Raw genomic sequence first — 21967 nt, 5'->3', positions numbered from 1 at the left:
TGGATCGGCGCTTCAGATCATGGGGGGCATGCCCCCCATGATCTGATGACCAAAATGGCGGCATGATCGACAACCCGGATTAGCTTAGCTCAGCCGTAAAACTGTCCAAATAGGCGGGACCACCTCTCTTTCCGATCGGTTCGTGCAAGATTTTCCCGTCCTGCCCGACGATACGCTCGAACGGAAGAACGGATGAACCACGGCCATAGCACCCAGGATCAGGACGCGCGTTACCAGAACGCGGAGCGGAGCTGGGTCTATCGGATCGCACACAATGTAGCCGTCAGCCAACTGATCGCCCGGCGCGAACGCGCTGTTCGAACCACCGTCGATCAGCCCTGCATTGTCGACCGTGCCGACCGGCCCAACGATGCCGCCCGAGATCACCTCCGTTGCACGATTGGTGATCGTGGCGACGCTAGGCCTCCACGTCGCTCGACTGCGCATGGATCCGCTGCAGCAGCCGCAGCAACAGGTGGCGTTCGGCGCTCGACACCTGGGCGAGCAGCTGATCTTCATGTCGGCCGATCCGCTCCAGGCAATCGATCAGCAGCGCCTCGCCTTCCGGGGTGAGCGTGAGGGCGAAGGCGCGGCGATCCTCCGGCGCGACATCGCGCCGCATCAGCCCGCGTTCGACCAGTTCGTTGGAGAGGCTGACCATGTTCGCCCGCTGGATGCCCAGCGCTGCCCCTACCTGGCTCTGGCTGATGCCGGGATTGGTCGCGACCACCGAAAGGATGCCGAACAGCACCTGCCGCATCCCCGTGCCCGCCGTCGCCGCCGCGAAGTCGCTGGCGAAGACGGCGGAGGCACGACGAAGATGATAGCCCAGCAACGCCTCCTGCAAGCCCGGCCGGATCTCGTCGCTTCCGTCGTTCGCCACATCCACCCCATCGTGATCGGCCCGGCGGCGGACACGCCGCCGGGCAGACCCGCATATCGCCTAGCCAGGACCGATTGCCATCCCCAATAGCGGGCCGATCAGTGGAAGTTCATCCCCAGGCGGATGCCATAGGTACGCGGCGGATCGTAATTGGCGGTCGTCGAACTCCACACCGTGACCAGGTTGTTGGACACGCGATTGTCTTCGAGATTGTTGACGAAGGCGGTGATCGAGAAGCGATCCGCCCCATCCTCGAAGCGCAGGTTCAGATCGGTCTTGGTATAGGCGTCGCGCCGGCTGGTGGCGTAGTTGGCGACATCGCTGTACGTCATCGACTGGGCGTAGAAATCGACGCTGGGGATCACCCGGCCGCCGGCGATGTCGAAGGTGTGGGCGTAGCTGAACCGTCCGCTCCATTTCGGCGCGTTGGCCATGCGGTTGCCCGACGCGTCCAGGGTCAGGTTCGCCGGCAGCGGGGTATAGCCGAGCGCGGCGGCGAAGCCGTTATAATTGCCGCTCGCCGAACCGAGATTGTCCGACGCGGTGGGGAAGGATCGGATCCGCGCATCGAGGAACGACACATAGCCGCTGATCCGGTCGCGCCGCGTCGGGCGGACGGTCGCCTCCAGTTCGACGCCGCGCAGGCGGGCGGTCGCGGCATTGGTGGTCACCGCCGAGACCTGGTTGGTCAGCGGGTTGAGCACGACGCTCGAAACCTGCAGGTCCTTATAGTCCATCGTGAAGCCGGTGAGGCTGAGATACAGCGTGCCGCCGAGCAGCGTCGATCGCACGCCGGCTTCGTAGTTGGTCACCGTTTCGGGGCGATATTGGCGATATTGCGGGGCGTTGCCGCTCGCCTCGAGGCCGCCGCCGCGGAAGCCGGTGCTCACCGTCGCATAGACCAGCGTGTTGGCGTCGAGCGCATAGTCGATGCCGCCCTTCCAGCTGACGTTGGAGAATTTGGCTTCGGGGCGGTTGGTGTCGTCGGACAGCGCATAGACGAACGGGATGCCGGGACAGGTCGTCGCACTCAGATTGGCGAGGGTGACGGTGTCGCCGGGGCAGACCAGTTCGATGTTGCGGGCGTTGACCTGCTCCCAGGTCGAGCGCACGCCGCCGATCAGCTTCAGGCCCGGCAGCACTTCCACCGTGCCCTGGCCGAACACCGCCTGCGACTTGGTCCCCTGCCCGTGATAGCTGGTGACGACGTCGACCCCGCTGATCGTCGAGATCGCGGCCTGCGAATATTTCGCGCCGAACGCGTTGAACACGGTGTTCATCGGCGCAGGCGCGGTATCGCCGGCGTGGAGCAGCCGCGTGCCCGAGGGCTGGCGATCCTGGTAGAGGAACCCGCCGACCACGAGGTTGAGGATCCCACGGGTGTAGTTCAGGTCCAGTTCGTGCGACCAGCTTTCGGTGCGGCGGTTGATCGACTGCTGGGTGAACACGCCGGTGGCGGAATCGATGCCGTTGTTCTTGAGCAGCGAGAAGCCGGCGAGATAGGTCAGCGACAGATGGTCGGTCGCCTGCCACGACAGGCGCGAGCGCGCGGCATAATAGCGCAGGTCCATGCGATTGTCGGTGACCTGGGCCTGGCCGATGTTGAGCGCGTCGGTCTCGATCACCTGGCGCGGGCCGAAGGTGCCGGCCGCGAGGTTGGCCTGCGGATAGGCATTGATGCTGGTGAGGAAGGTCGCCGGCACGGTCCCGCGATTTTCGCCATAGTTGAGCGACAGCCGCCACGTCACCGGCCCGAGGTCGAGCAGCGAGGTGACGCGCAGACCGGCCTGGTCGGTCTTGCCGTAGCGATCGCGTGCGCCATAGGCGTCGTTCACGCCGTCATCGATCTGGCGATAGCCGGCCACGCGCAGGCGGAACGCGTCGCTGATCGGCAGGTCCACCGCCGCCCGCGCGCGAACCTCGTTGAAGCTGCCATATTGGAAATCGGCGGTCACGCCCCGCGTCCGGCCCGGATCCGCGGTGTTGATGTTGACCACGCCCGCGGTCGCGTTGCGGCCATAGACCGTGCCCTGCGGCCCGCGCAGCACCTCGACCGCGCCGAGATCGAACAGGCCCAGCGCCAGCACCGATGCGGAAGGCTCGTAGATGCCATCGATCTGCGTCGCGACGGTGGAGTAGCCGCTGAAGCTGTTGTTGTTGCCGATGCCGCGGATCGCGAAGCCGTTGGCGCTGAGCTGGAGGTTGGGCGCGGTGGTGGCGAGCGCGTTGGCCGAATCGACGCCTTGGCGGGTCAGCATGTCCTGCGAGACCACGCTGATCGCGACCGGCGCGCGCGACAGCCGCTCGGACGTCTTCTGCGCGGTGACGATGATTTCGCCCGCCATGGTGGCGTCCACCTGCTGGCCATCGGCGACCGGCGCCGGCGGGGCCGCGGGCGCCTCTTGCGCCCGGGCGACCGCGCCCAGGGGCAGCGCCGTTCCAGCGAGCAGCATCATCACAGTGCGCATCCCAATCCTCCCATCCAGGGTGTCAGGAGATGGTGTGCGATCCGACGCCGCACGACGGCCTCGACGAAACGCGCACGATGCGCGGGCCTCGCCCATCGCGGCAGCGCCCTTCGGCACCGCACCCTCTCCTGGTTGGTCTTTTCCAACTGCGATGTGACATAGCTAATTGCGCAATCGATTGCAAGCGCATCGACCGCCGTCTCCCCGCAAAGGCAGATCCGCCATCTTTTGTACGCAGATCCCTTGTGCATCGCAGTATAAGCTAGGTCGACCGGGTCTCTGCGGCGCCGTGGAGCGCCGCCGCCACGCGCCGGCCAGCGCCCTTTAAAAGTAATTGCACATATCGATTACGCAACGCTATCATCCACCTCGACCGGCCCACACAGGGGTATCAACACGATGTCGGACTCCCTTCCTTCTTCCGCCTGCGCCACCGCCGCCGGCCCGTCACGCCGGACACTGCTGGGCCTTGCCGGCGGCGTGGCGGGCTGCCTCGGCCTGGCCGACATCGGCCTCGGCACCGATGCCGAGGCCGCGCCCGCACCCAGCCGGCTGACCAGCGTTCCGCTCAGCTTCGTCTATGAGGCGATCGTGACGCTCGGCCCGCCCGAACAGGTGGGCGCCACGCCGCTGGGCAAGCGCGTCCGCATCCCGATCACCGGCGGCCGCTTCGCCGGCCCGCGACTGAGCGGCACCATCCTGCCCGAAGGCATGGACTGGCAGCTGATCCGCGCCGACGGTTCCACCCTGCTCGAAGCCTCGTATCTGATGCGCGAGCGCGACGGCACGCTGCTCCAGATCGTCAATCGCGGCGTCGCGCTGGGGGCGTATGTCCGGACGACGCCGGTGTTCGAGGTACCCCTGGGCAAGCACCAATGGCTCAACGACGCGATCTTCCTCGGCACGGTAGGCCCGGCCGAACCTTCGGACGGTGCGGCCGTCCGCATCACCGTCTACCAGATCGGATGAAGGACTCCCCGATGATCGACTCTATCCCGGCAACCGGGCGCACCCGGGCCATGGCGTTGCTGCTGGCAGGCGTGACGCTGGCGGGCTGTCAGCAACAGGCCGCCCGAAGCCCCGCTGCCCTGCCCTTGCGCGCCGGCGGCAGCTGCGCGGCGCTGCTGTCTGCGGGCAACTGGCCGGACCCGAGCATGCGCATCGTCTCCGCCCAGTCGCAAGCCGCGGGCACGGTGCTCGACCTCGGGCGCGGCGGCAAATCGCCGCCGCTGCCGGCGCATTGCGAAGTGACCGGCGTCCTCCAGGAACGCACCGGGCAGGACGGGCAACGCTACGCCATCCATTTCCACCTGCGCCTGCCCGACCAGTGGAACGGGCGCTTCCTGTTCCAGGGCGGGGGCGGCACCAATGGCGAGATCGGCGACGCGATCGGCATGACGCCCAACGGCGCGGCCCCGGCGCTGACGCAGGGCTTCGCGGTGGTCAGCCAGGATTCGGGCCATTCCAACGCGGACAATGCCGATCCCGCGCGCGGCGGCGCGGTCGCGTTCGGCTTCGATGCCGAGGCGCGGCGCAACTACGGCCATGCCTCGCTGAAACTGACCTATGACGCCGCCCGCGCGATCCTGGCACGGCATTATGGCCGCGACCCCGATCATTCCTATTTCGCCGGCTGCTCGAAGGGCGGGCAGGAAGGCATGGCCTTCGCCCAGCGCTATCCCGATGCGTTCGACGGCATCCTCGCGGCGGCGCCCGGATTCGCGCTGCCCAAGGCAGCGATCGCCGAGGCGTGGGACACCCAGACCTACGCCGCGCTGGTGCGCCAGCCCGGCGAGAAGAGCGTGCCGATCGGCCGGCTGGCCGCCGCCTTTTCGGACAGCGACCTGATGCTCGCACGCAGCGCCGTCCTGGCGGCGTGCGACGCGAAGGACGGCTTGGCCGACGGGCTGGTGCAGGCCTTTGGCCAATGCACCACCCCCGAGGTGACGGCAGCGCTGCGCACCCGCATGTGCAGCGGCACCAAGAACGCCTCCTGCCTCTCCGCCGGGCAGATCGACGCGCTGGTTCGCGGCTTTGGCGGGCCGCACGACAGCCACGGCCGGGCGCTCTATGCCAGCTTCCCCTGGGACGCCGGCATGGCCGATACCGGCTGGCGGATCTGGAAACTGGGCCTAGGCGGCGGCGCGGGGCCCACCGTGCCGGCGATCAACGCCGCGATGGGCGCCCCCGCGCTCGCCACCCTCTTCTCGACGCCGCCGCGCCTGCTCGGCCCCAGCCCGCAGGACGGCATGGACGCGCAGCTCGCCTATGACTTCGACCGCGATCCCGCCGCGATCCACGCGGTCGCGCCGGGCTTTCCCCGCTCCGGCTGGGAGGATGTGTCCGCGCGATCCAGCGATCTGGCGGGGTTCCGCAGGCGCGGCGCCAAGATGATCGTGCCGCATGGCGTTTCCGATCCGGTGTTTTCGCTCAACGACACGCTCGACTGGTGGCGAGAGGTCGATCGCCGCAACCAGGGCCGGGCGGCATCGTTCGTCCGCGTCTTTCCGGTGCCGGGCATGGCGCATTGCGCCGGCGGCCCCGCCACCGACCAGTTCGACGCGCTCGCCGCGCTGGTCCGCTGGGTCGAACAGGGCAAGGCGCCCGAGCGGATCGAGGCGAGCGCCGGCCGGATGACGCCGTGGCCGGGACGCAGCCGGCCGCTCTGCCCCTATCCGCTGGTCGCCCGCGCCATGCCCGGCGCCAAGGACACCGAGCGCTCGGCCGCCTTCGCCTGTACGCGATGACCCGCATCGGCTGCGCCGGCGCCTGGCAACCGCCGGCGCAGCCATCGATCGAACAGGATCGGCCAGCAGCCGGCGGCGGCGTTGCTGGGCCCCACCCCGAAGCCATGGCCGCCCTCTTCGAACAAATGGAGTTCCACCGGCCGGGCCGCCGCCGTCATCGCGGCTTCGAGCAGCACGGCGTTGCGATAGGGCACCTGCGCATCATCGCGGCTGTGCGCCACGAAGATCGGCGGGACCGATGCGTCGATCCGCTCCAGCGGCGAGCGTCGCGCCAGCGTCGCCGCATCCGGCTGCGGCCCCAGCAGGGCGTCGCGCGATCCCGGATGTGCTTCGGCCCCGGCCATGGCGAGCACGGGGTAGAGCAGCCCGCCGGCGACCGGCAGGGCCGAGAGCGCGTCGGCCGCATCCACGGCTTCGTACACCGGCTCCGCAGCGCCGACGAGGAGCGAGGCGGCGAGATGCCCGCCCGCCGAGAAGCCGAGCACCGCGACCGCGGAGGGCGCATAGGCCTCCTCGCCGGCACGCGCGCGGATCAGTCGCATCGCGCGCTGCGCATCCTGCAGCGGAACATCGCCGCGCCGCGCCCACCCCTCGCCCGGCAGGCGATAGGCCAGCACGAAGACGGTATAGCCGCGCGGGCAGAACGCTTCCGCCACGTCTACGCCCTCGTTCTTGATCGAGACGAAGCCATAGCCCCCGCCGGGCAGCACCAGCAGCGCCGTGCCGTTGCTTTCGGCCGGCCGGAACACGCGGAGCTGGGGCTGCGCCAGCTGGGTGCGCCAGCTGGGTGGCAGATCGGGATCCCGCGCCGCAAGCGTGATCGGGCCGCCCGGGGGCGTCCCCGGCCAGAGGTCGATCTGCTCCGCCGCGTCCCATGCCAGTGGGATGGCGCACCGCGAAATCGGGACGCACAGGGGCTCCGGGTCGGTCGTCGCGGGCATGGGCGTTCTCCTCGTCGCTGCACCAGTCTCCACCGCTTGCCGCGCGGCGACAAACCAGCTAGCACCTCATAAACTGCGTAATCGTTTGTTCAAGCGGTTCAGGGGTCCAGCAATGCGCGAAGAGCCAGTGGAGTCGATCATCGTCCCACGGCCCGGCGAAGGTGCCGCACGCTGGTGCGGCGCGCGGCTCTCCCGCGTCGGGATCGCGGCGGCGCAGACCATCCCGGCCTTCGCGCTCGACCCCGCCCGGCGCATCCCCGGCCACGACCTGTGGGACATGTGGCCGATCGAAACCGCCGATGGTCGGCAGGCGCGGGGGAGCGGCGGCAACCTGTGGCTCGCGCTCGCGGCGCCGGCCGCCGCCGATCCCGAAGCCCGGCATGCCGTCGCCCGTATCCACCTGGTCGTCGAGCGGGAAACGGGCTGGCACCTCGGCGCCCCGGTCCTGCCCGACGGCTTCTCGGCAGGCAGCCGCGAATGGTCCGGCTCGGCGCTGCTCGATCCCGAAACCGGGCGCATCACCCTGTTCTACACCGCCGCCGGACGGCGGGGTGAGCCCACCACCAGCTTCGAACAGCGGCTGTTCCAGCTGAGCTTCGCGCTGGAGGCGCGCGACGACGGCCTGCACGCGGTCGATCACCGCGACCACCAGCTTTCCGTGGCGGCGGACGAGTACTGGTACATGACCGTCGACCAGCGCGAGGGCGTCGCCGGCATGATCAAGGCGTTTCGCGATCCCGCCTTCTTCCGCGATCCCGCGACCGGGCGCTGGCGGCTGTTCTTCACCGGGTCCGCGGCGGGATCGGCCTCCGCCTGGAACGGCGTGATCGGCATGGCCGAGGCGGTGGACGGCAGCCTGCTGGCGTGGCGGCTCGCGCCGCCGGTGGTCGACGCCGACACGCTCAACAACGAACTCGAGCGCCCGCACATGCGGCGCTTCGACGGCCTCTATTATCTGTTCTGGTCCACCCAGGCCAAGGTGTTCGCGCCCGACGGGCCGATCGGCCCCACCGGCTTGTACGGCATGGTCAGCGCCAGCGCGGCGGGGCCGTTCGAGCCGCTGAACGGCACCGGCCTGGTCGCCGCGAACCCGGAGGAGGCGCCGTTCCAGGCCTATAGCTGGTGGGTGCTGCCCGATCTGCGCGTCACCAGCTTCGCCGATCTGCCCGGGGTCGCCGCCGCGGACGCGCCGGCCGATGTCGCGCGCCGCCGCGCCGCCTTCGCCGGCTACCCCGCGCCCTATTTCCGGCTGACCCTGAATGGCAACCGCGCCGGCATCGCCTGAGCGCTTCAGGCCGAGGCGCGCACGATCAGCTTCGGCTCGATCCGCCGGCTTTCGGTTTCCTGCCCCGCCAGCCGCCGCAGCAGCAGCTCGACCATGATCGCCGCGCCTTGCCGCAGCTGCTGGTCGATCGTGGTGAGCGGCGGCGAGACCTGCGCGCCGACCGGCAGTCCGTCATAGCCGACCAGCTTGATTCGGCCCGGCACGTCGATGCCCAGTTCGCCCAGCGCCCGCAGCACGCCGATTGCGGTCACGTCGGATCCGGCGACGATCCCGTCCGGCAGCGCGTCGAGCCGGCCGATCTGGTCGAGGATGTCGGCATAGGCGGCGTTGGGTTCGAAATGCGAGGGCAGTTCGAGCAGCGTCTCGCTCAGCCCCGCTTCGCGCAGCGCCTGCTTGACGCCCTCCATCCGCTCGCCGAATTCCGGGCCGCGGGTGGGCCCGGCAAAGGCGATGCGGCGGCAGCCGCGCGCGATCAGATGGCGGGTGGCCAGCGCGCCACCCTGGCGGTTGTCGGTGCCGACCGAGCAATGGTTCTGCCCGGGGACGAGCCCGCCCCACACCACCATCGGCAGATAGCGGCGCGAAACCGTCTCGATCACGCCGAACTCGGTCGACTGGCCGATAACGAGGATCCCGTCGACCTTGCCCGATCCGATATAGCGGTCCAGCCAGCGGTCGCTCTTGGGCAGCACGCGGGAAAGCAGCAGGTCATAGCCATGGTCGCTGAGCTCGTCGGCAAGAAACCCGGTCATCGTGTTGAAGAACGGATCGGAAAGATGCTGCGACGTCTCGTGCCCCAGCGGCACGAGCACGCCGATCGTCATCGTCCGCTGGGTGCGCAGGTTGCGCGCGGTGACGTTGGGCTGGTAGCCCAGCCGATCGGCCAGATCGCTGATCCGCTGGCGGGTCTCCTCGCTCACCCGGCCGGTCCTGGAAAGCGCGCGCGACACCGTGGCAGTGGAGACGCCGGCGAGCTGGGCGAATTCCTTCAAATTCTTGATCGTCGACATGGTCAGGCCGTTCGTGCCCCTGTTGTTGGTGCTATGGTAGCGACATCCCTGGCGCGCACGTCAGGGCTATTGTGCAAAAAATCGGTTGCAGCAATGCACAATCGATTGCACACCCAAGCACGATCCGGCGCAGGATAGCGTCGGCGACCGGAGGACAGGATGCAGCTAGGCAGGCGTGAACTTCACCGCTGGGCGTTCGGCATGGGCATGGCGGCGTTTCTGGCCGGCCCCTCCCGCCTGCTGGCGGCGGCCGATGGCGACCCGCTCACGCTGGTCGATCCCGAGCTGCGGCCCGCTGCGCAGGCGATGCTGGCCCAATCCTTCCCGCCGATGACCCGCGCGGCGCTGCCCGCGCTGCGGGCGGGATGGGTGGCGCCGCCGCTGCTTGCTCCGCCCGCCCCGGCCGTCGAGGTCCGGCAGATACCGGGTGCCCAGGGCACGCCGCCGGTGAGCATCGAACTGATCGGGGTACGGCCGCGCGCGGCGCCCGCGCCCGCGCTGCTCCACATCCATGGCGGCGGCATGATCTCCGGCCGCGCGCGCAACCTGACGGCCTTCTGCCAGGCGTTGGCGGCGGAGTTCGACTGCGTGATCGTCAATGTCGATTATCGGCTCGCGCCCGAAACCCCCTTCCCCGGCCCGGTCGAGGACAATTACGCCGCGCTGGCCTGGATCGCCGCGCAGGCGACCGAACTGGGCGTCGATCCGCGGCGCATCGCGGTGATGGGCGAAAGCGCCGGCGGCGGCCTCGCCGCGATGGTGTCGTTGATGGCGCGGGATCGCGGCAAGGTGCAGCCGTGCCAGCAGATCCTGATCTACCCGATGCTCGACGACCGCACCGGCAGCACGGTAAAGCCCTCCCCCCATCTCGCGCCGGTCGGCTGGCCCGCGGCGGCGAACGCGTTCGGCTGGAGCGCGTTTCTCGGCAGGCCCGCCGGATCGGCACAGGTCCCCGCCGGGGCGGTGCCGGCGCGCGCGGCGACGCTGTCCGGCCTGCCCCCGACCTTCATCGGCGTCGGCGCGATCGACCTGTTCGTCGATGAATCGCTCGCCTTCGGGCGGCGGCTGATCGATGCAGGGATCCCCACCGGCATCCATGTCGCGCCCGGCGCCTTCCATGCCTTCGACTTCGTGGTCCCCGAGGCGGCGGTGTCCCGCGCGTTCACGGCGGCATGGAAAAGCGCGCTGCGCACCGCCTTCGCGGTACGGGCCTGACCATGGCGCCGGAGCTCAGCCGCCGCACGCTACTCGCCGGTGCCGGCGCCGCCGCTGCCGCGACGCCGCTGCTGGCCGCGACACAGGCCGCGCGCGACCCGCTCGGCCCGCTGCCGCCCAGCTGGCATGCCGCGCCGATGATCGACCTGTGGGGCGATCGGATGCCGGAAACCGGCTTCGCCCCGCAGCCGCTGCCGCCGAACGCGCCGCCCGGCTTCTTCCGCAACGTCGCCCGGCCGACACTGCACCGCTTCCCCGCCACGGCGCCGAACGGGACGGCAGTGCTGCTGATGCCCGGCGGCGGTTACAGCATCGTCGTCGGCACGCATGAGGGCACCGACACCGCGGAGGCGCTCGCCGCGCGCGGCTATGACGTGCACGTCCTGATCTATCGCCTCCCTGGCGAGGGCTGGTCGCACCGCGCCGACGTGCCGCTGCAGGACGCCCAGCGCGCCATCCGCCTCGTCCGCGCGCGGAGCAAGGCGCCGCGGGTGGTCGCGATGGGCTATTCGGCGGGCGGCCACCTCGCCGCGTCGCTGACCACCGGCTATGGCGAGACGGTCTATGCCCCGCGCGACGCCGCCGATCGGCTGTCGGCACGCCCCGATGCCGCCGGGCTGATCTATCCCGTCATCACCACCGATCCGCGCGACACCCATGCCGGATCGGTGGCCCAGCTGCTCGGCCCCGCGCCCGATGCCGCGGCGCTTGCCCGCCGCTCGCCCGACCTGCACGTCGATGCGCGCACCCCGCCCTGCTTTCTGGTCCACGCGCTCGACGACCCCGCGGTGCCGCCGGAAAACAGCCTGCGCATGCTCGCGGCGCTGCGCCGGGCGGGCGTACCGGCGGAGGCGCATCTGTTCCAGCGCGGCGGCCACGGCTTCGGCCTGGGGACGCCCGGCCTGCCCAACGGCACCTGGCTCGACCTGTTCGACCGCTGGCTGCGGCAGCCCTGAGCAAGCCCGGGAGTCTATCGACGAACGCACGAGCGATAGAGCGTTTTCACCTTTCGTGAAGACGCTCTACTGCCTTCCGGAGGCATTTTCCGCGCCAGCCGTAAACGGGCAACTCGACAGGCGCTAACGCCCCAGCTTGCGATCGAAGAACCGCAGGATGACGGCATAGGCCTCCTGCGATTCGGGCACGTCGCTGTTGTAGAAGAAGCCGTGGAACAAGCCCTCCCACACGTGCAGCTCGGCATCGACGCCCAGGCGCACCAGCGCGCCATGCGTGCGCACCGCCGAGCTAAGCTCGAAGCCGCGCGTGGCGGTGAGGATCAGCGTCGGCGGGAACTTGCCGAGCACCGCATCCGACGCGGCGGGAGCGACCAGCGGATCGCTGGGATCGGTGCCCGCCAGATAGGGTAGCGCCGATCCCGGCCTGGACGGCCCGCTCGGCGCTGGGCGCGCCTCCCCCACGGCGGCGGTCATATAATCGGCGTCGCCGCCGAACCCGTTGACCGAGCTGGTCAGCCCCGCGCAGAACACGCCGATCGCGCCCGGGCGCGGCAGCCCGTGGCGCTGGAACCAGGCGGTCGCCATGCCGGTCAGCATGCCGCCCGCCGAACAGCCATAGATGCCGATATTGGCCGCCGGGTAGGTGCGGAGCAGCCCCCGGTAGACCGCCGCCACATCTTCGCTGGCGGCGGGAAATCGGTGCGCGGGCCCCTGGCGATAATCGACCGAGATGACGCGGATCCCGCCCAGCGCCGCGATCGGGATCGACTCCAGCTCGGCGCAGCCGGGGAAGCAGCCCATGAACCCGCCGCCATGCAGGTTGATCAGCACGCGGTGGCGGTTCCCGGGCTTGATTCCCGCGCGCGGCGCATAGTCGAAGACCCGCACCCCGCCGATCCGCCGCTCCGCCATGCTGTAGGCGAAGCGGGCCTTGGCGCGCGCGATATAGGGCATCATGAAGACGGGCACGCCGTCCTTCTGCGCCAGCATTCCCGGCTGCTGCATTTCGCGCAGATGCTCGGCGACGTAGCGCTGCGCCTCGGGGCTGAGCATCGGCGACACCGGAACCGCCATCGCCGGCACATGGACGGTGCCGTCGGGGTCGACCTGCACGGCCGGCGGGACGACCTGCTGTGCCCCCGCCGCACCCATCGCCAGAAAACCGGCCAACATGCCCAAGCCGATGCGCACCCTTGCCCGCCGCATGCCGCCTCTCCTTCGCTGTCGCTTCGACGAGCCTAATCGATCGGGAGTCCGTCGACAAACAAATTGCAAACGATTACGCATTCGCGTGGAGAGGCCATCCCACGGAAGGAACAGGTGCATGCGGCAAGAGCCCCGGCACAGCGAAGCCGCGTTGCGCGCGCGGGTCGATCCGGGACTGCGCGACGGCGTGCGGCAGATCCTTGCCCATCCCCTGCCCGATCCGTCGACCCAGGACGCCGTGCTGAAGATGCGCGCCGCCGCACCGCCACCGGCGAATCCGCTCCCCACGCCCCGCATCGAACCGCGCGCGGTATCGGGGGCGAACGGGCATCCGGGCGTGCGGGTCGCGGTGATCGGCGCCCGCCCGGCGGCAACCCGACGGCCGACGGTGCTGCACATCCATGACGGCGGCTTCCTCGTCGGACGCTCGCAGGAACCTACGCCGCCTCGCAGCGGCTTGCCGAGGCGCTGGATTGCGTGGTCGTGGAAGCCGAATACCGCCTGTCCCCGGAAACGCGCTTCCCGGGCCCGCTGGAGGATTGCTACACAGCGCTGCTGTTGCTGCACGCCCAGGCAGATGCGCCGGCGGCGGCTTGGCCGCGATGCTCGCCATCGCCGCCCGCGATCGCGGGCAGGTGCCGCTTTGCTGCCAGATCCTGATCTACCCGATGCGCGATGATCCCACCGGCAGCACCCGTGCCGCGCCGCCCTTCATCGGCACGATCGGCTGGAACGCGCAGGCCAATCGCTTCGGCGGGTCGGCGCTGCTCGACCAGCCGGCGGGCGGCGCGCGGGTGCCGCCGGGTTCGGTGCCGGCGCGCGCGCCCGTGCTGCAAGGCCTGCCGCCCACCTTCCTCGGCGTCGGCGCCATCGATCTGTTCGTCGACGAGGACATCGCCGACGCCCAGCGCCTGGCCGCCGCGGGCGTGCCGGTGAGGCCGCAGGTGGTGCCGGGCGCCTATCACGGGTTCGACTTCATCGCTCCCGCCTCGCAGGCCGCGCGCAGCTTCGCCGATGCCTGCCAGCGTGTGCTGCGGACAGCCTTCACCACCGCCTGAACCACCCCCGCCGCAAAACAGTTGCGGGCGTGCACAGCCGATGATACGCATTGCGCAATCGATTACAAAATCGAACGTTGATGGGGAGGATTATGATGCCAGGTTTCGAGCCGATCAGCGGCGGGATTCCGTGCCGGACCTTCGGTTCGCGGCGGTTGTGGCGGGCGCTGCTGGCTGCTTCCTGCGCGACGATGGCCGCTTCGCCCGCGCTGGCGCAGCAGAATGGCGGCGCGCAGCAGACCCCCGCCGACGATTCCGGCGACGGCGAAATCATCGTCACCGCGCTCAAATCGGGTGCGACCCGGCTGGACCGCGTGCCGCTGGCGATCCAGGCGCTGTCGGGCGAGACGCTGAAGCAGCGCAACGTCCGCGACGGCGCCGACCTCATCCAGCTGATCCCCGGCGCCTCGCAGGCGCAGGAAATCGGCGCCGGCTATCGCATCTTTTCGTTCCGCGGATCGGGCGCCGGCGGTCCGATCGGCGACGGGCTGATCGGCTATTATCTCGACGACACGCCCTTCGGCGTGCCGAACAACCAGGCGGCGCCGCCGGTCCAGTATTTCGACATCGACCGCATCGAAGTGCTGCGGGGGCCGCAGGGCACGCTGTACGGCCTTGGATCGTCCGGCGGCACGATCATCTACCACACCAAGAACCCGGACCTCGAAAGGGTGACGAGCGCGGGCGAGGCGGAAATCTCGACCACCGCCGATACCAGCACGCCCAATTACCGCGCCGCCGCCGCGGTATCGGTCCCGCTGGTGCCGGGCAGCCTCGGCCTCAGGATCAGCGGCGGCTACGACTATCGCGCCGGCACCGCCGACATCTATGCCGGCGCGCCCACCGGCACGCCGCGCGAGCGCAACGCCAACGACGTGCGCGCCAAGGACATCCAGGCGGTGCTGCTGTGGCAGCCCGATACGCGCACCACCGTGCGGCTGCGCGGCTGGTACTTCAGCACCGACCAGCACTACCTCAACGTGATGAACTCGGTGAACCCGCCCTATGCGTCGTATCAGGGCGATGTGGTCGGCTATGACAAGCGCCGCGCCTTTTATCTGTCCGGCACCGTCTCGCGCGAGATCGGCACGCTGACGCTGACCAACGCGACATCGTTCCAGCGCTCGCTGCCCGGCGGCTTCGCGGTGGGCCTCAACCTGGGGGCGCCGCTCGGCATCGGCACCTTGATCAATGGAGGGGACGCGAACAGCTTCGTCAACGAACTGCGCGTCGCGACCTCCAAGGAGGGGCCGTTCCACGGCGTCGCCGGCATCTTCTACCAGAAGGCCAAGGGCCTCTACACCTTCAGCCTGAACTTCCCGGCGCTGCAGCTGAGCGGCAACACCATCACCCGCACCGAGAACGCGGCGGTCTTCTCCGAAGCGAGCTACGAGCTGTTCGGCGGCAAGCTCGTGCCGCTGGTCGGCCTGCGCTACTTCAAGGATACGCGCTCGTCGGACTCGCTGTCGAACGGCGACCGGGTGTTCAGCCGGGCGACGCCCGATGCACTCACCTGGCGCGGCAATCTGGCCTATTATCCCAGCCAGCATTGGATGCTGTTCCTCAACGCCGGCACCGGCTTTCGCAGCGGCATCCTCCAGTCCAAGGCACAGGCCGATGCGGTGATCGCCGACGGCGTGCCGAGCGCGCTGTCGCTTTCGCCGGACAAGCTGCGGAACCTGGAGATCGGGGCCAAGGGGTCGCTGTTCGACGGCGCGCTGCGCGTGGCGATCAGCCTGTACGACATCAAGTACACGAACATCCAGAGCGCCTTCAACACCTCGATCGGGCTGTCGGCGTTCGCCAATCTGGGCGACGGCAAGACCCAGGGCATTGACCTGGAGACGACGTGGCGCACCCCGCTCAAGGGACTGACGCTGTCACTGATCGGCAACATCAACGATTCCACCTACACGGCGGTGATTCCGGCCTACACCGCCAGCGACCCGCGGATCGCCAACGGCACCCGGCTGCTCAACACGCCGCCGCACAATTTCCGGCTCGACGCCAATTACGATCGCAAGCTGGGCAACGATCTCGACCTGTTCGCCACCGCATCGGCCACCGCCGCCGGCCGCGCCCGGAACGGCGATGCGACGGTCAACACGCTCAACCCCTATCAGCTGTTTCAGGCGAGCATCGGCGTGCGGTTCGATCGCTACGAGGTGCGGCTGTTCGGCGACAATCTGTCGGACGAGCGCGGCCCCACCTCCGCCAATGGCCCGACCCTGCTGGCGGGCCCACGTCCGCGCACCATCGGGCTCACCTTCCGGATGAACAGCCAATAACGGGTGCGGAAGCGCGGCGGTGGCTTTGACCGTTGCCGCGACCTTCCGCACAAGCGCTGCCGATGCCGGAAACCTCGCGCAGCGTGGCCTTTGATGGCGTCGGCAAATCCTATGCCGAGGGTACGCGGGCGGTCGACGGCGTCTCGCTGGAGATGGCCGGCGGCTGCTTCGTCGCGCTGGTCGGCGCCTCGGGATCGGGCAAGCCGACGCCGCTCAATATGGTCAACCGGCTGATCGCGCCAGCGAACTAGGAGCCGTAAGGACCCTTCCGCTCACTCCGCGTTGCGCAGGCCAGCCGACACGGTGGCGAGATCACTGGCATCCACCGCCTCGTCGCGCTGGCGGCGCTCCGAGTAGCGGTCGACCAGTTGGTCGGCGTGCGGTCGCAGCAGCACGGTGAAGCGCACCAGCTCCTCCATCACATCCACGATCCGGTCATAGTAGCTGGAAGGCTTCATGCGCCCGGCCTCGTCAAACTCGCGGTACGCCATGGCGATGGACGACTGGTTCGGGATCGTGACCATCCGCATCCAGCGCCCCAGAAGACGTAGCGTGTTCACCGCGTTGAACGACTGGGAGCCGCCGGAGACCTGCATCACCGCAAGGGTACGACCTTGGGTCGGTCGCATGCCCTTCATCTCGAGCGGGAGATGATCGATCTGCGCCTTCATGATGCTGGTCACGGCACCGTGACGTTCCGGGCTGCACCAGACTTGGCCCTCGGACCACATCGACAGCGCGCGCAGCTCCCGCACGGCGGGATGGTCATCGCCGCTGATCTGGTCGGGCAACGGCAGGTCGGAGGGATCGAAGATGCGGGCCTCTGCTCCGAAGAATCGGAGGAGCCGCGCCGCCTCTTCCACCGCCAGCCTCGAGAAGGAGCGTTCCCGCAGCGAACCGTAGAGAAGCAGGATGCGAGGCGGCGGCTGATCGTCCCCCAGGCCAAGCGCAGGCCGACGATGGGCGAAGGCGGGGTCGAGTGCAGGCAGCGTATCGGGATCGGGGAGGTCCCGCAGGCGCTCGAAGGTCATGCGCAATCCTTGGGTGGAGAGAGAGGCCTAGGGCGACGGCGGAGCATCAGGCGGCCACCCCGCGATCGTACCAGCCGCGCGTGCGCTTCACGATGGCGACCACCGACAGCATCACCGGCACCTCGACCAGCACGCCGACCACCGTCGCCAGCGCCGCGCCAGACTTCAGACCGAACAGGGAGATGGCGGCGGCAACGGCCAGCTCGAAGAAGTTCGAGGCACCGATCAACGCCGCCGGAGCCGCGACGCACCACGCGACCCCGAAGCGCCGGGACAGCCAATAGGCGAGACCCGCGTTCAGGTAGACCTGGACCAGGATCGGAACCGCCAGCAGCGCGATGACGCCCGGCTGTTCGACGATCTGCTCGCCCTGGAAGCCGAACAGCAGCACCAGCGTCGCGAGCAGCGCCAGCAGCGACACCGGCCCCAGCGTGACCAGCAGGCGGTCCAGCGCGGCTTGTCCGCCGCCGCCCAGGGTCACCCGTCGGACCAGCTGCGCGACGATCACCGGCGCGACGATGTACAGGGCGACCGACAGGAGCAGCGTGTCCCAGGGCACCGCCACCGATGCAACGCCCAGGAGCAGCGCGACCAGCGGGGCGAACAGGAAGACCATGATCAGGTCGTTCAGCGCCACCTGGCTGAGCGTGTAGGTCGGCTCGCCGTCGCACAGGTTGGACCAGACGAACACCATCGCCGTGCAAGGGGCCGCCGCCAGCAGCACCAGTCCAGCGATGTAGGAGGGAGGCGAACCGGGCGGCAGCAACGGGGCGAACAGCCAGCCGATGAACACCGCGCCCAGCAACGCCATCGAGAACGGCTTCACCGCCCAGTTGATGAACAGCGTCACGCCCACGCCCTTCCAGTGCTGCCGGACGGCTCCGAGCGCGCCGAAGTCGATCTTGAGCAGCATGGGGATGATCATCAGCCAGATCAGCCCCGCCACCACGAAGTTGACATGGGCCAGCTCCGCACCTGCGATGGTACCGAACAGCTCCGGCAACAGGCGACCGAGGGCGATGCCCGCGACGATGCAGAGGGCAACCCACAGGGTGAGGTAGCGCTCGAACATGCCCATTGGGGCGCGGGGCGGGTGCCCGGAGGCTCTGTCAGTCGCCATCAGCTGACCCGCGCGCCGCTTGCGTCGATCACCTGCTCCCCGTCCTCCTTGGCGAAGGCACCACGCTGCGCGCTCGGCAGCAGATCCAGCACCGCCTCCGACGGGCGGCACAGCTTCACGCCCAGCGGGCTTACGACCAGCGGACGGTTGATCAGGATCGGATGGGCCACCATCGCGTCGATCAGCAGGTCATCCGGGAGCGTCGCATCGGCCAAGCCCAGCGCCTCGTAGGGCGTGCCCTTCTCCCGCAGGAGCTGGCGCGGCGTGAGCCCTGCGCGCACGATCAGCGCGACCAGGAGCGGCCGTGCCGGAGGCGTCTTCAGATACTCGACGACGTGCGGCTCGATCCCCGCATTGCGGATCATCGCCAGTGCGTTGCGGGACGTTCCGCACTCCGGGTTGTGGTAGATGATGATGTCGGTCGACATGGGGGGCTCCTTCAGCAGCAGGCGAGTTCGGCAACGAGGGACTCGCACAGCTCCGGCCGCCCTTGGCAGCAGTCCTTGACCAGGAAGAGCGTGAGCGCCCTGAGGTGCCCGAGGCTGGCCCGGTAGATGATCGACCGGCTCCGACGTTCGGACGTGACCAGCCCAGCGCGGGCGAGGACGGCGAGGTGCGTGGACATGGTGTTCTGCGGCACACCCATCAGGCGCGCGACTTCTCCCGCTGGGAGCCCTGCGGGTTCATGTCGGACCAACAGGCGGAAGGTCTCCAGCCGCGTGGCCTGTGCCAGACCCGCAAGGGAGGTGGTGGCAGATTCGATATCCATATATCGAGAATAACCGATATGATGTATGTTGTCGAGTGACATGAGGGAGCCCAATTATCCCTCACCATTGAAGAAGGAGGGCCCGATTGGGCCACACTCTCGGACCCTGGAAGCAGGCGATATAACGCCCACTCTTGAAGGAGGATGGCGCCCCTTCCGGTCACTTTTGCTGCAGAAATCCGAAGCGGCATCGTGGTAGCGACGCTTGCCGCCTCCCCGTCGGGGATGGTGTTGGGGTGGCCCTGGTCCGCGACAGGGCGCACATATGCTCTACTGCGCAAGCGGCCGCGCCCTTCCCGAATGGCCAGCGGCGGATCAGCCGCGCCCGCTTCTTCGGTAACGTCGCGTCAGGAGGGTCTCCGGACGAAGGTGTGAGCGGCGGAGTGCTGGCCACGGATCGCCCCGGCTTTGCTGCGATGCTGGCGGCGCTCCGCAAGGGCGACACCCTCCACGTCTACGCGGTCGACCGCCTCGGGCGCGACGCCATCGACGTGCAGACCACCGTCCGTGACCTTCTGGCCAAAGGCGTGACCCTGCACGTTCACGGCATCGGCCCCGTCGGTGAAGGCGTGGGCGAGATCATCATTGCCGCCCTGGCCCAGATGGCCGCCATGGAGCGCCGCAGGATCGCCGAGCGCACAGAAGCGGGCCGTATGGCCGCCCGGAAGGCGCTTGCGGAGACCGGAAGGACACACCGGGGCAAGGAGAGCCTTGGCCGTCCTTATGCAGCTGATGCCGCTGCCGTGCGGGAATGGCGGAAGGCGCAGAGCGCCAGCATCGCCGTCACTGCACGGCACTTCGGTTTGTCTGCTGCCACCGTGAAACGCTACTGCGCTGCAGCGTAGCGATATATTAGGGCGATGCCCTGCTTTTTTTCGAGGACGGCAAGTTCGGCAGCAACGCAAGTAGCCTTCTGCCCGAAGCATTCACCGACCCGGCTGTCCTCGACTTTGTGAAGACCGGACCTTAAACTGAGACCGACGATCCGGGGGGAGTAAAAAGAATGCGCTTCGACATGCTAGCGCCAATGGCTCTGTTACTGACCTCAACGCTGACCTCACCTGCACAAGGTCAGGTCAGCATATTCAAAACAGGCAACGACCTTTACAAAGAATGCAGCACAGAGGTTTCAAATACCGCCTCAGCGCTCGATTTCGCCTCGTGTCGAAGCTACATCCAAGGAGCACTCGATTCTTATGCCTCCGCGAGGGCGGAGCAGAGTCTAGCAAGCTGTTACCTGCCTGGAGTAACCGGCAAGCAGCTTTTTGATGTAGTGATTGCTTACCTGCGCGACCATCCAGCTGAACGACACATTGGGGCGAATTACCTCGTCGCGAAAGCAACGAAGGACCTTTTCATATCCTGCCCAGCGAAGCCTCAGTAAAGTTCACGCCGGACCGTCATCGTTGCATTGATGCATGTTGCCATTCCCGCGTGTCGTCGCCATGTTGCTCGCGTTCGGCTCAACCGAAGCTAAGCCTTGGCCGGCTCAGCCCATCGGAGTGAATAACCGGGCAACATCGTGCCGGAGCGCTACTTGGAGCTGTGCTCGGGTAGGCCAACCGGGGCCATGCGATGCCATTGGCGGCGGTCTAGAACGCTTCTGGTGGGGCGAATCATCCGGTAAACGACGCTAAATCCGTTTGTCCGGGCGCTGACACACACCCTTTTGGGTCGTGGCCGGTCGCGGCCCGAGGGCTTCGCAATGAAGATTCTTCGGACCAGCGTGAGAGTTCAGGTTAAGATTGATGTGGCAGCGATTGTCGTCGCCATCTCGGTCTTAATCCATAGCCTCGCGTAATCGGGGGACCCGGCGGCGATGCTGCCGGGTCCTTTTGCTATGCCCGCGAGATCATACGGTGCTGACTTACGTGCGCGCATGAGGTGTGTGTCGTGCACGCCGCTTTACCACCAGCGCGGTCATAGGAGCCGCGAATCTGCGCGATCAGGCAAGCTGGACGCCAAGCCACGCAGCTTCGGGTACAAATCTGGGGTACATCGTGGGGTACACCAGGTTCAGCGGGAGCGGTGCAACTTGCTGATTTCGCTTGGAAATATTACTCCCAAGCGCAGTGGCGGAGACGGAGGGAATATGACCAGGCGCCTAGAATTTTGATATTTAAGTTTTTTCGAGCGCGGAGCATTGTAGACTGCCCTACTGAATACCCCGCCGAAATTTTTCGCCGGCAAATGTCCCAGCGCCAGCACCCCACCCCCTGGGTGTCGCCGATCTCGTCTGAGGAAGCAATCCACAGGATGACGCGCGCTTACAGAAGATCGATCTTCCGTAAGCGCGTTCGAAAGGCATCGCCGATCGGGCCAGTGACGGCGTCGGAAGTGCCGGTCGGCATCGCCGCCACCGCACGTTCCAATGCGGCTTCGCCTTCGCGGCGGAACTCATCGAAGATCGCCAGCATCTCGCGCGCGTCATACTCGGCGCGGATCGCACTATGCACGAAATGCCGGTGGGCGATCTCCGTGATCCGATAGCGCCGCTTGTCTCCAACCGCCATTGCGAGCCGCACCTGCTTCTGATTGATCTGGTGCGCGGCCAGGCTGGGATCCACCGAGAGTACGTCGTAAAGCGGCGTTGTGGTGAAACGAATGAACCGCGCCGGGTTTGTCGGAGGCCCCAACTCCTGAGAGGAAGGGTCTATGACGAGCAAGACGACGAACAAGTTCTCGCCTGAGGTGCGCACCCGCGCGGTTCGGATGGTGCTGGACCACGAGAAGGATCACCCGTCACGGTGGGCGGCGGTGGTTTCGATCGCGGGGAAGATCGGCTGTTCTGGGCAGACGCTTAACGAATGGGTGAAGAAATCCGAGGTGGACAGCGGCATGCGCGGCGGTGTGACCAGTGATGTTGGACTGCCCGCGATGTCCGGTCCGGTTGTATAGTTAGTTGATACGCGCCTCGGATGCCAGCGTGGACGGGAGGCGGAGCGCAGCGGAGCCGAGCGGCCACGCTGGCATCATCGTCGTCTCTGGCG

Annotated in this window: 19 protein-coding genes and 2 pseudogenes; 11 read left to right on the top strand and 10 right to left on the bottom strand. The window is 68.1% G+C overall.

Annotation, left to right across the window (positions count from 1 at the left end):
* Positions 1 to 418: 418 nt before the first annotated feature.
* Together QZ814_RS17305 and QZ814_RS17300 are read right to left on the bottom strand one after the other, a co-directional pair.
* Positions 419 to 883 carry a MarR family transcriptional regulator gene (locus tag QZ814_RS17305; RefSeq protein ID WP_294334577.1) on the bottom strand — a complete coding sequence of 155 codons (465 nt, stop codon included), beginning with the start codon at positions 881 to 883 and terminating at the stop codon, positions 419 to 421.
* Positions 884 to 981: 98 nt separating this feature from the next.
* Positions 982 to 3351 carry a TonB-dependent receptor gene (locus tag QZ814_RS17300; protein ID WP_294334576.1) on the bottom strand — a complete coding sequence of 790 codons (2370 nt, stop codon included), beginning with the start codon at positions 3349 to 3351 and terminating at the stop codon, positions 982 to 984.
* Between the two features lie 399 nt (positions 3352 to 3750).
* On the opposite strand from QZ814_RS17300, the gene QZ814_RS17295 reads away from it, so the two are divergent.
* On the top strand, positions 3751 to 4320 hold the full coding sequence (locus QZ814_RS17295) for a DUF3237 family protein (RefSeq protein ID WP_294334575.1): 570 nt from the start codon (positions 3751 to 3753) through the stop codon (positions 4318 to 4320).
* An 11-nt stretch (positions 4321 to 4331) separates the two neighbouring features.
* The gene (locus tag QZ814_RS17290; RefSeq protein WP_294334574.1) at positions 4332 to 6098 is read left to right on the top strand and encodes a tannase/feruloyl esterase family alpha/beta hydrolase; all 1767 of its coding nucleotides are present in this window, start codon (positions 4332 to 4334) and stop codon (positions 6096 to 6098) included.
* Here QZ814_RS17290 and QZ814_RS17285 read toward each other — a convergent pair.
* The gene (locus QZ814_RS17285) at positions 6023 to 7039 is read right to left on the bottom strand and encodes an alpha/beta hydrolase (RefSeq protein ID WP_294334573.1); all 1017 of its coding nucleotides are present in this window, start codon (positions 7037 to 7039) and stop codon (positions 6023 to 6025) included. The two genes, QZ814_RS17290 and QZ814_RS17285, sit on opposite strands and share 76 nt — an antisense overlap.
* A gap of 112 nt (positions 7040 to 7151) precedes the next feature.
* On the opposite strand from QZ814_RS17285, the gene QZ814_RS17280 reads away from it, so the two are divergent.
* Positions 7152 to 8324: a glycoside hydrolase family 68 protein gene (locus QZ814_RS17280; RefSeq protein WP_294334572.1), complete on the top strand. Its 1173-nt coding sequence runs from the start codon at positions 7152 to 7154 to the stop codon at positions 8322 to 8324.
* 5 nt (positions 8325 to 8329) lie between these two features.
* Here the strand turns inward: QZ814_RS17280 and QZ814_RS17275 are convergent, their stop codons facing one another.
* Complete coding sequence (locus QZ814_RS17275) at positions 8330 to 9334, bottom strand: LacI family DNA-binding transcriptional regulator (protein ID WP_294334571.1); 1005 nt, start codon at positions 9332 to 9334, stop codon at positions 8330 to 8332.
* Positions 9335 to 9493: 159 nt separating this feature from the next.
* Between QZ814_RS17275 and QZ814_RS17270 the strand changes: the two genes are divergently transcribed.
* Complete coding sequence (locus QZ814_RS17270) at positions 9494 to 10549, top strand: alpha/beta hydrolase (RefSeq protein ID WP_294334570.1); 1056 nt, start codon at positions 9494 to 9496, stop codon at positions 10547 to 10549.
* On the top strand, positions 10507 to 11505 hold the full coding sequence (locus QZ814_RS17265; RefSeq protein ID WP_294334569.1) for a prolyl oligopeptidase family serine peptidase: 999 nt from the start codon (positions 10507 to 10509) through the stop codon (positions 11503 to 11505). Before QZ814_RS17270 ends, QZ814_RS17265 begins: the two co-directional genes overlap by 43 nt.
* Before the next feature lie 123 nt (positions 11506 to 11628).
* Here QZ814_RS17265 and QZ814_RS17260 read toward each other — a convergent pair whose 3' ends face one another.
* A complete protein-coding gene (locus QZ814_RS17260; protein ID WP_294334568.1) occupies positions 11629 to 12711 on the bottom strand; it encodes an alpha/beta hydrolase fold domain-containing protein in 1083 nt (360 codons plus the stop codon).
* Positions 12712 to 13188: 477 nt separating this feature from the next.
* Between QZ814_RS17260 and QZ814_RS17255 the strand changes: the two are divergent.
* The 3 genes and pseudogenes from QZ814_RS17255 (at position 13189) to QZ814_RS17245 (ending at position 16308) form a co-directional block, all read left to right on the top strand.
* Positions 13189 to 13769: pseudogene (locus QZ814_RS17255) on the top strand (alpha/beta hydrolase fold domain-containing protein).
* Positions 13770 to 13960: 191 nt separating this feature from the next.
* A complete protein-coding gene (locus QZ814_RS17250) occupies positions 13961 to 16057 on the top strand; it encodes a TonB-dependent receptor (protein ID WP_294334567.1) in 2097 nt (698 codons plus the stop codon).
* Positions 16058 to 16119: 62 nt separating this feature from the next.
* Positions 16120 to 16308 (top strand): hypothetical protein, encoded by a 189-nt coding sequence (locus QZ814_RS17245; RefSeq protein ID WP_294334565.1) that lies wholly within the window; start codon positions 16120 to 16122, stop codon positions 16306 to 16308.
* A gap of 21 nt (positions 16309 to 16329) precedes the next feature.
* On the opposite strand, the gene arsH is transcribed toward QZ814_RS17245, so the two are convergent.
* Genes arsH through QZ814_RS17225 form a run of 4 tightly spaced genes read right to left on the bottom strand, consistent with a single transcriptional unit; the run spans position 16330 to position 18977 of the window.
* Positions 16330 to 17088 carry an arsenical resistance protein ArsH gene (arsH, locus tag QZ814_RS17240; protein WP_294334563.1) on the bottom strand — a complete coding sequence of 253 codons (759 nt, stop codon included), beginning with the start codon at positions 17086 to 17088 and terminating at the stop codon, positions 16330 to 16332.
* A 46-nt stretch (positions 17089 to 17134) separates the two neighbouring features.
* Positions 17135 to 18166 (bottom strand): ACR3 family arsenite efflux transporter, encoded by a 1032-nt coding sequence (gene arsB / locus QZ814_RS17235; protein WP_294334561.1) that lies wholly within the window; start codon positions 18164 to 18166, stop codon positions 17135 to 17137.
* 41 nt (positions 18167 to 18207) lie between these two features.
* Entirely contained in the window at positions 18208 to 18636 is a 429-nt protein-coding gene (arsC, locus tag QZ814_RS17230) for an arsenate reductase (glutaredoxin) (RefSeq protein ID WP_294334560.1), read from the bottom strand.
* An 11-nt stretch (positions 18637 to 18647) separates the two neighbouring features.
* A complete protein-coding gene (locus QZ814_RS17225) occupies positions 18648 to 18977 on the bottom strand; it encodes a metalloregulator ArsR/SmtB family transcription factor (RefSeq protein ID WP_294334559.1) in 330 nt (109 codons plus the stop codon).
* Positions 18978 to 19213: 236 nt separating this feature from the next.
* Here QZ814_RS17225 and QZ814_RS17220 point away from each other — a divergent pair, with 236 nt between their 5' ends.
* A complete protein-coding gene (locus QZ814_RS17220; RefSeq protein ID WP_365898910.1) occupies positions 19214 to 19822 on the top strand; it encodes a recombinase family protein in 609 nt (202 codons plus the stop codon).
* 158 nt (positions 19823 to 19980) lie between these two features.
* Positions 19981 to 20361, top strand: coding sequence for a Rap1a/Tai family immunity protein (locus QZ814_RS17215; protein WP_294334557.1), 381 nt, complete (start codon positions 19981 to 19983; stop codon positions 20359 to 20361).
* Between the two features lie 883 nt (positions 20362 to 21244).
* Here QZ814_RS17215 and QZ814_RS17210 read toward each other — a convergent pair.
* Positions 21245 to 21655: a hypothetical protein gene (locus QZ814_RS17210; protein WP_294334555.1), complete on the bottom strand. Its 411-nt coding sequence runs from the start codon at positions 21653 to 21655 to the stop codon at positions 21245 to 21247.
* Here QZ814_RS17210 and QZ814_RS17205 point away from each other — a divergent pair.
* A pseudogene (locus QZ814_RS17205) lies at positions 21633 to 21839 on the top strand (IS3 family transposase); the annotation flags it as partial. The gene QZ814_RS17210 and the pseudogene QZ814_RS17205 overlap by 23 nt on opposite strands.
* Positions 21840 to 21967: the final 128 nt, after the last annotated feature.

Origin of the sequence: uncultured Sphingomonas sp. (genome assembly GCF_913777625.1) — a bacterium.
GTDB lineage: Bacteria > Pseudomonadota > Alphaproteobacteria > Sphingomonadales > Sphingomonadaceae > Sphingomonas.
This window is presented reverse-complemented; position numbering and strand designations above follow the sequence as displayed.

Bases quoted from the DNA above. Each gene is read 5' to 3' on its own strand.
- QZ814_RS17300 (WP_294334576.1), bottom strand. From the start codon at position 3,351: ATGCGCACTGTGATGATGCTGCTCGCTGGAACGGCGCTGCCCCTGGGC.
- arsB (WP_294334561.1), bottom strand. From the start codon at position 18,166: ATGGGCATGTTCGAGCGCTACCTCACCCTGTGGGTTGCCCTCTGCATC.
- QZ814_RS17225 (WP_294334559.1), bottom strand. From the start codon at position 18,977: ATGGATATCGAATCTGCCACCACCTCCCTTGCGGGTCTGGCACAGGCC.
- QZ814_RS17245 (WP_294334565.1), top strand. From the start codon at position 16,120: ATGCCGGAAACCTCGCGCAGCGTGGCCTTTGATGGCGTCGGCAAATCC.
- QZ814_RS17290 (WP_294334574.1), top strand. From the start codon at position 4,332: ATGATCGACTCTATCCCGGCAACCGGGCGCACCCGGGCCATGGCGTTG.
- QZ814_RS17250 (WP_294334567.1), top strand. From the start codon at position 13,961: ATGGCCGCTTCGCCCGCGCTGGCGCAGCAGAATGGCGGCGCGCAGCAG.
- arsH (WP_294334563.1), bottom strand. From the start codon at position 17,088: ATGACCTTCGAGCGCCTGCGGGACCTCCCCGATCCCGATACGCTGCCT.
- QZ814_RS17280 (WP_294334572.1), top strand. From the start codon at position 7,152: ATGCGCGAAGAGCCAGTGGAGTCGATCATCGTCCCACGGCCCGGCGAA.
- arsC (WP_294334560.1), bottom strand. From the start codon at position 18,636: ATGTCGACCGACATCATCATCTACCACAACCCGGAGTGCGGAACGTCC.
- QZ814_RS17215 (WP_294334557.1), top strand. From the start codon at position 19,981: ATGCGCTTCGACATGCTAGCGCCAATGGCTCTGTTACTGACCTCAACG.
- QZ814_RS17265 (WP_294334569.1), top strand. From the start codon at position 10,507: ATGGAAAAGCGCGCTGCGCACCGCCTTCGCGGTACGGGCCTGACCATG.
- QZ814_RS17285 (WP_294334573.1), bottom strand. From the start codon at position 7,039: ATGCCCGCGACGACCGACCCGGAGCCCCTGTGCGTCCCGATTTCGCGG.
- QZ814_RS17260 (WP_294334568.1), bottom strand. From the start codon at position 12,711: ATGCGGCGGGCAAGGGTGCGCATCGGCTTGGGCATGTTGGCCGGTTTT.
- QZ814_RS17270 (WP_294334570.1), top strand. From the start codon at position 9,494: ATGCAGCTAGGCAGGCGTGAACTTCACCGCTGGGCGTTCGGCATGGGC.
- QZ814_RS17295 (WP_294334575.1), top strand. From the start codon at position 3,751: ATGTCGGACTCCCTTCCTTCTTCCGCCTGCGCCACCGCCGCCGGCCCG.
- QZ814_RS17275 (WP_294334571.1), bottom strand. From the start codon at position 9,334: ATGTCGACGATCAAGAATTTGAAGGAATTCGCCCAGCTCGCCGGCGTC.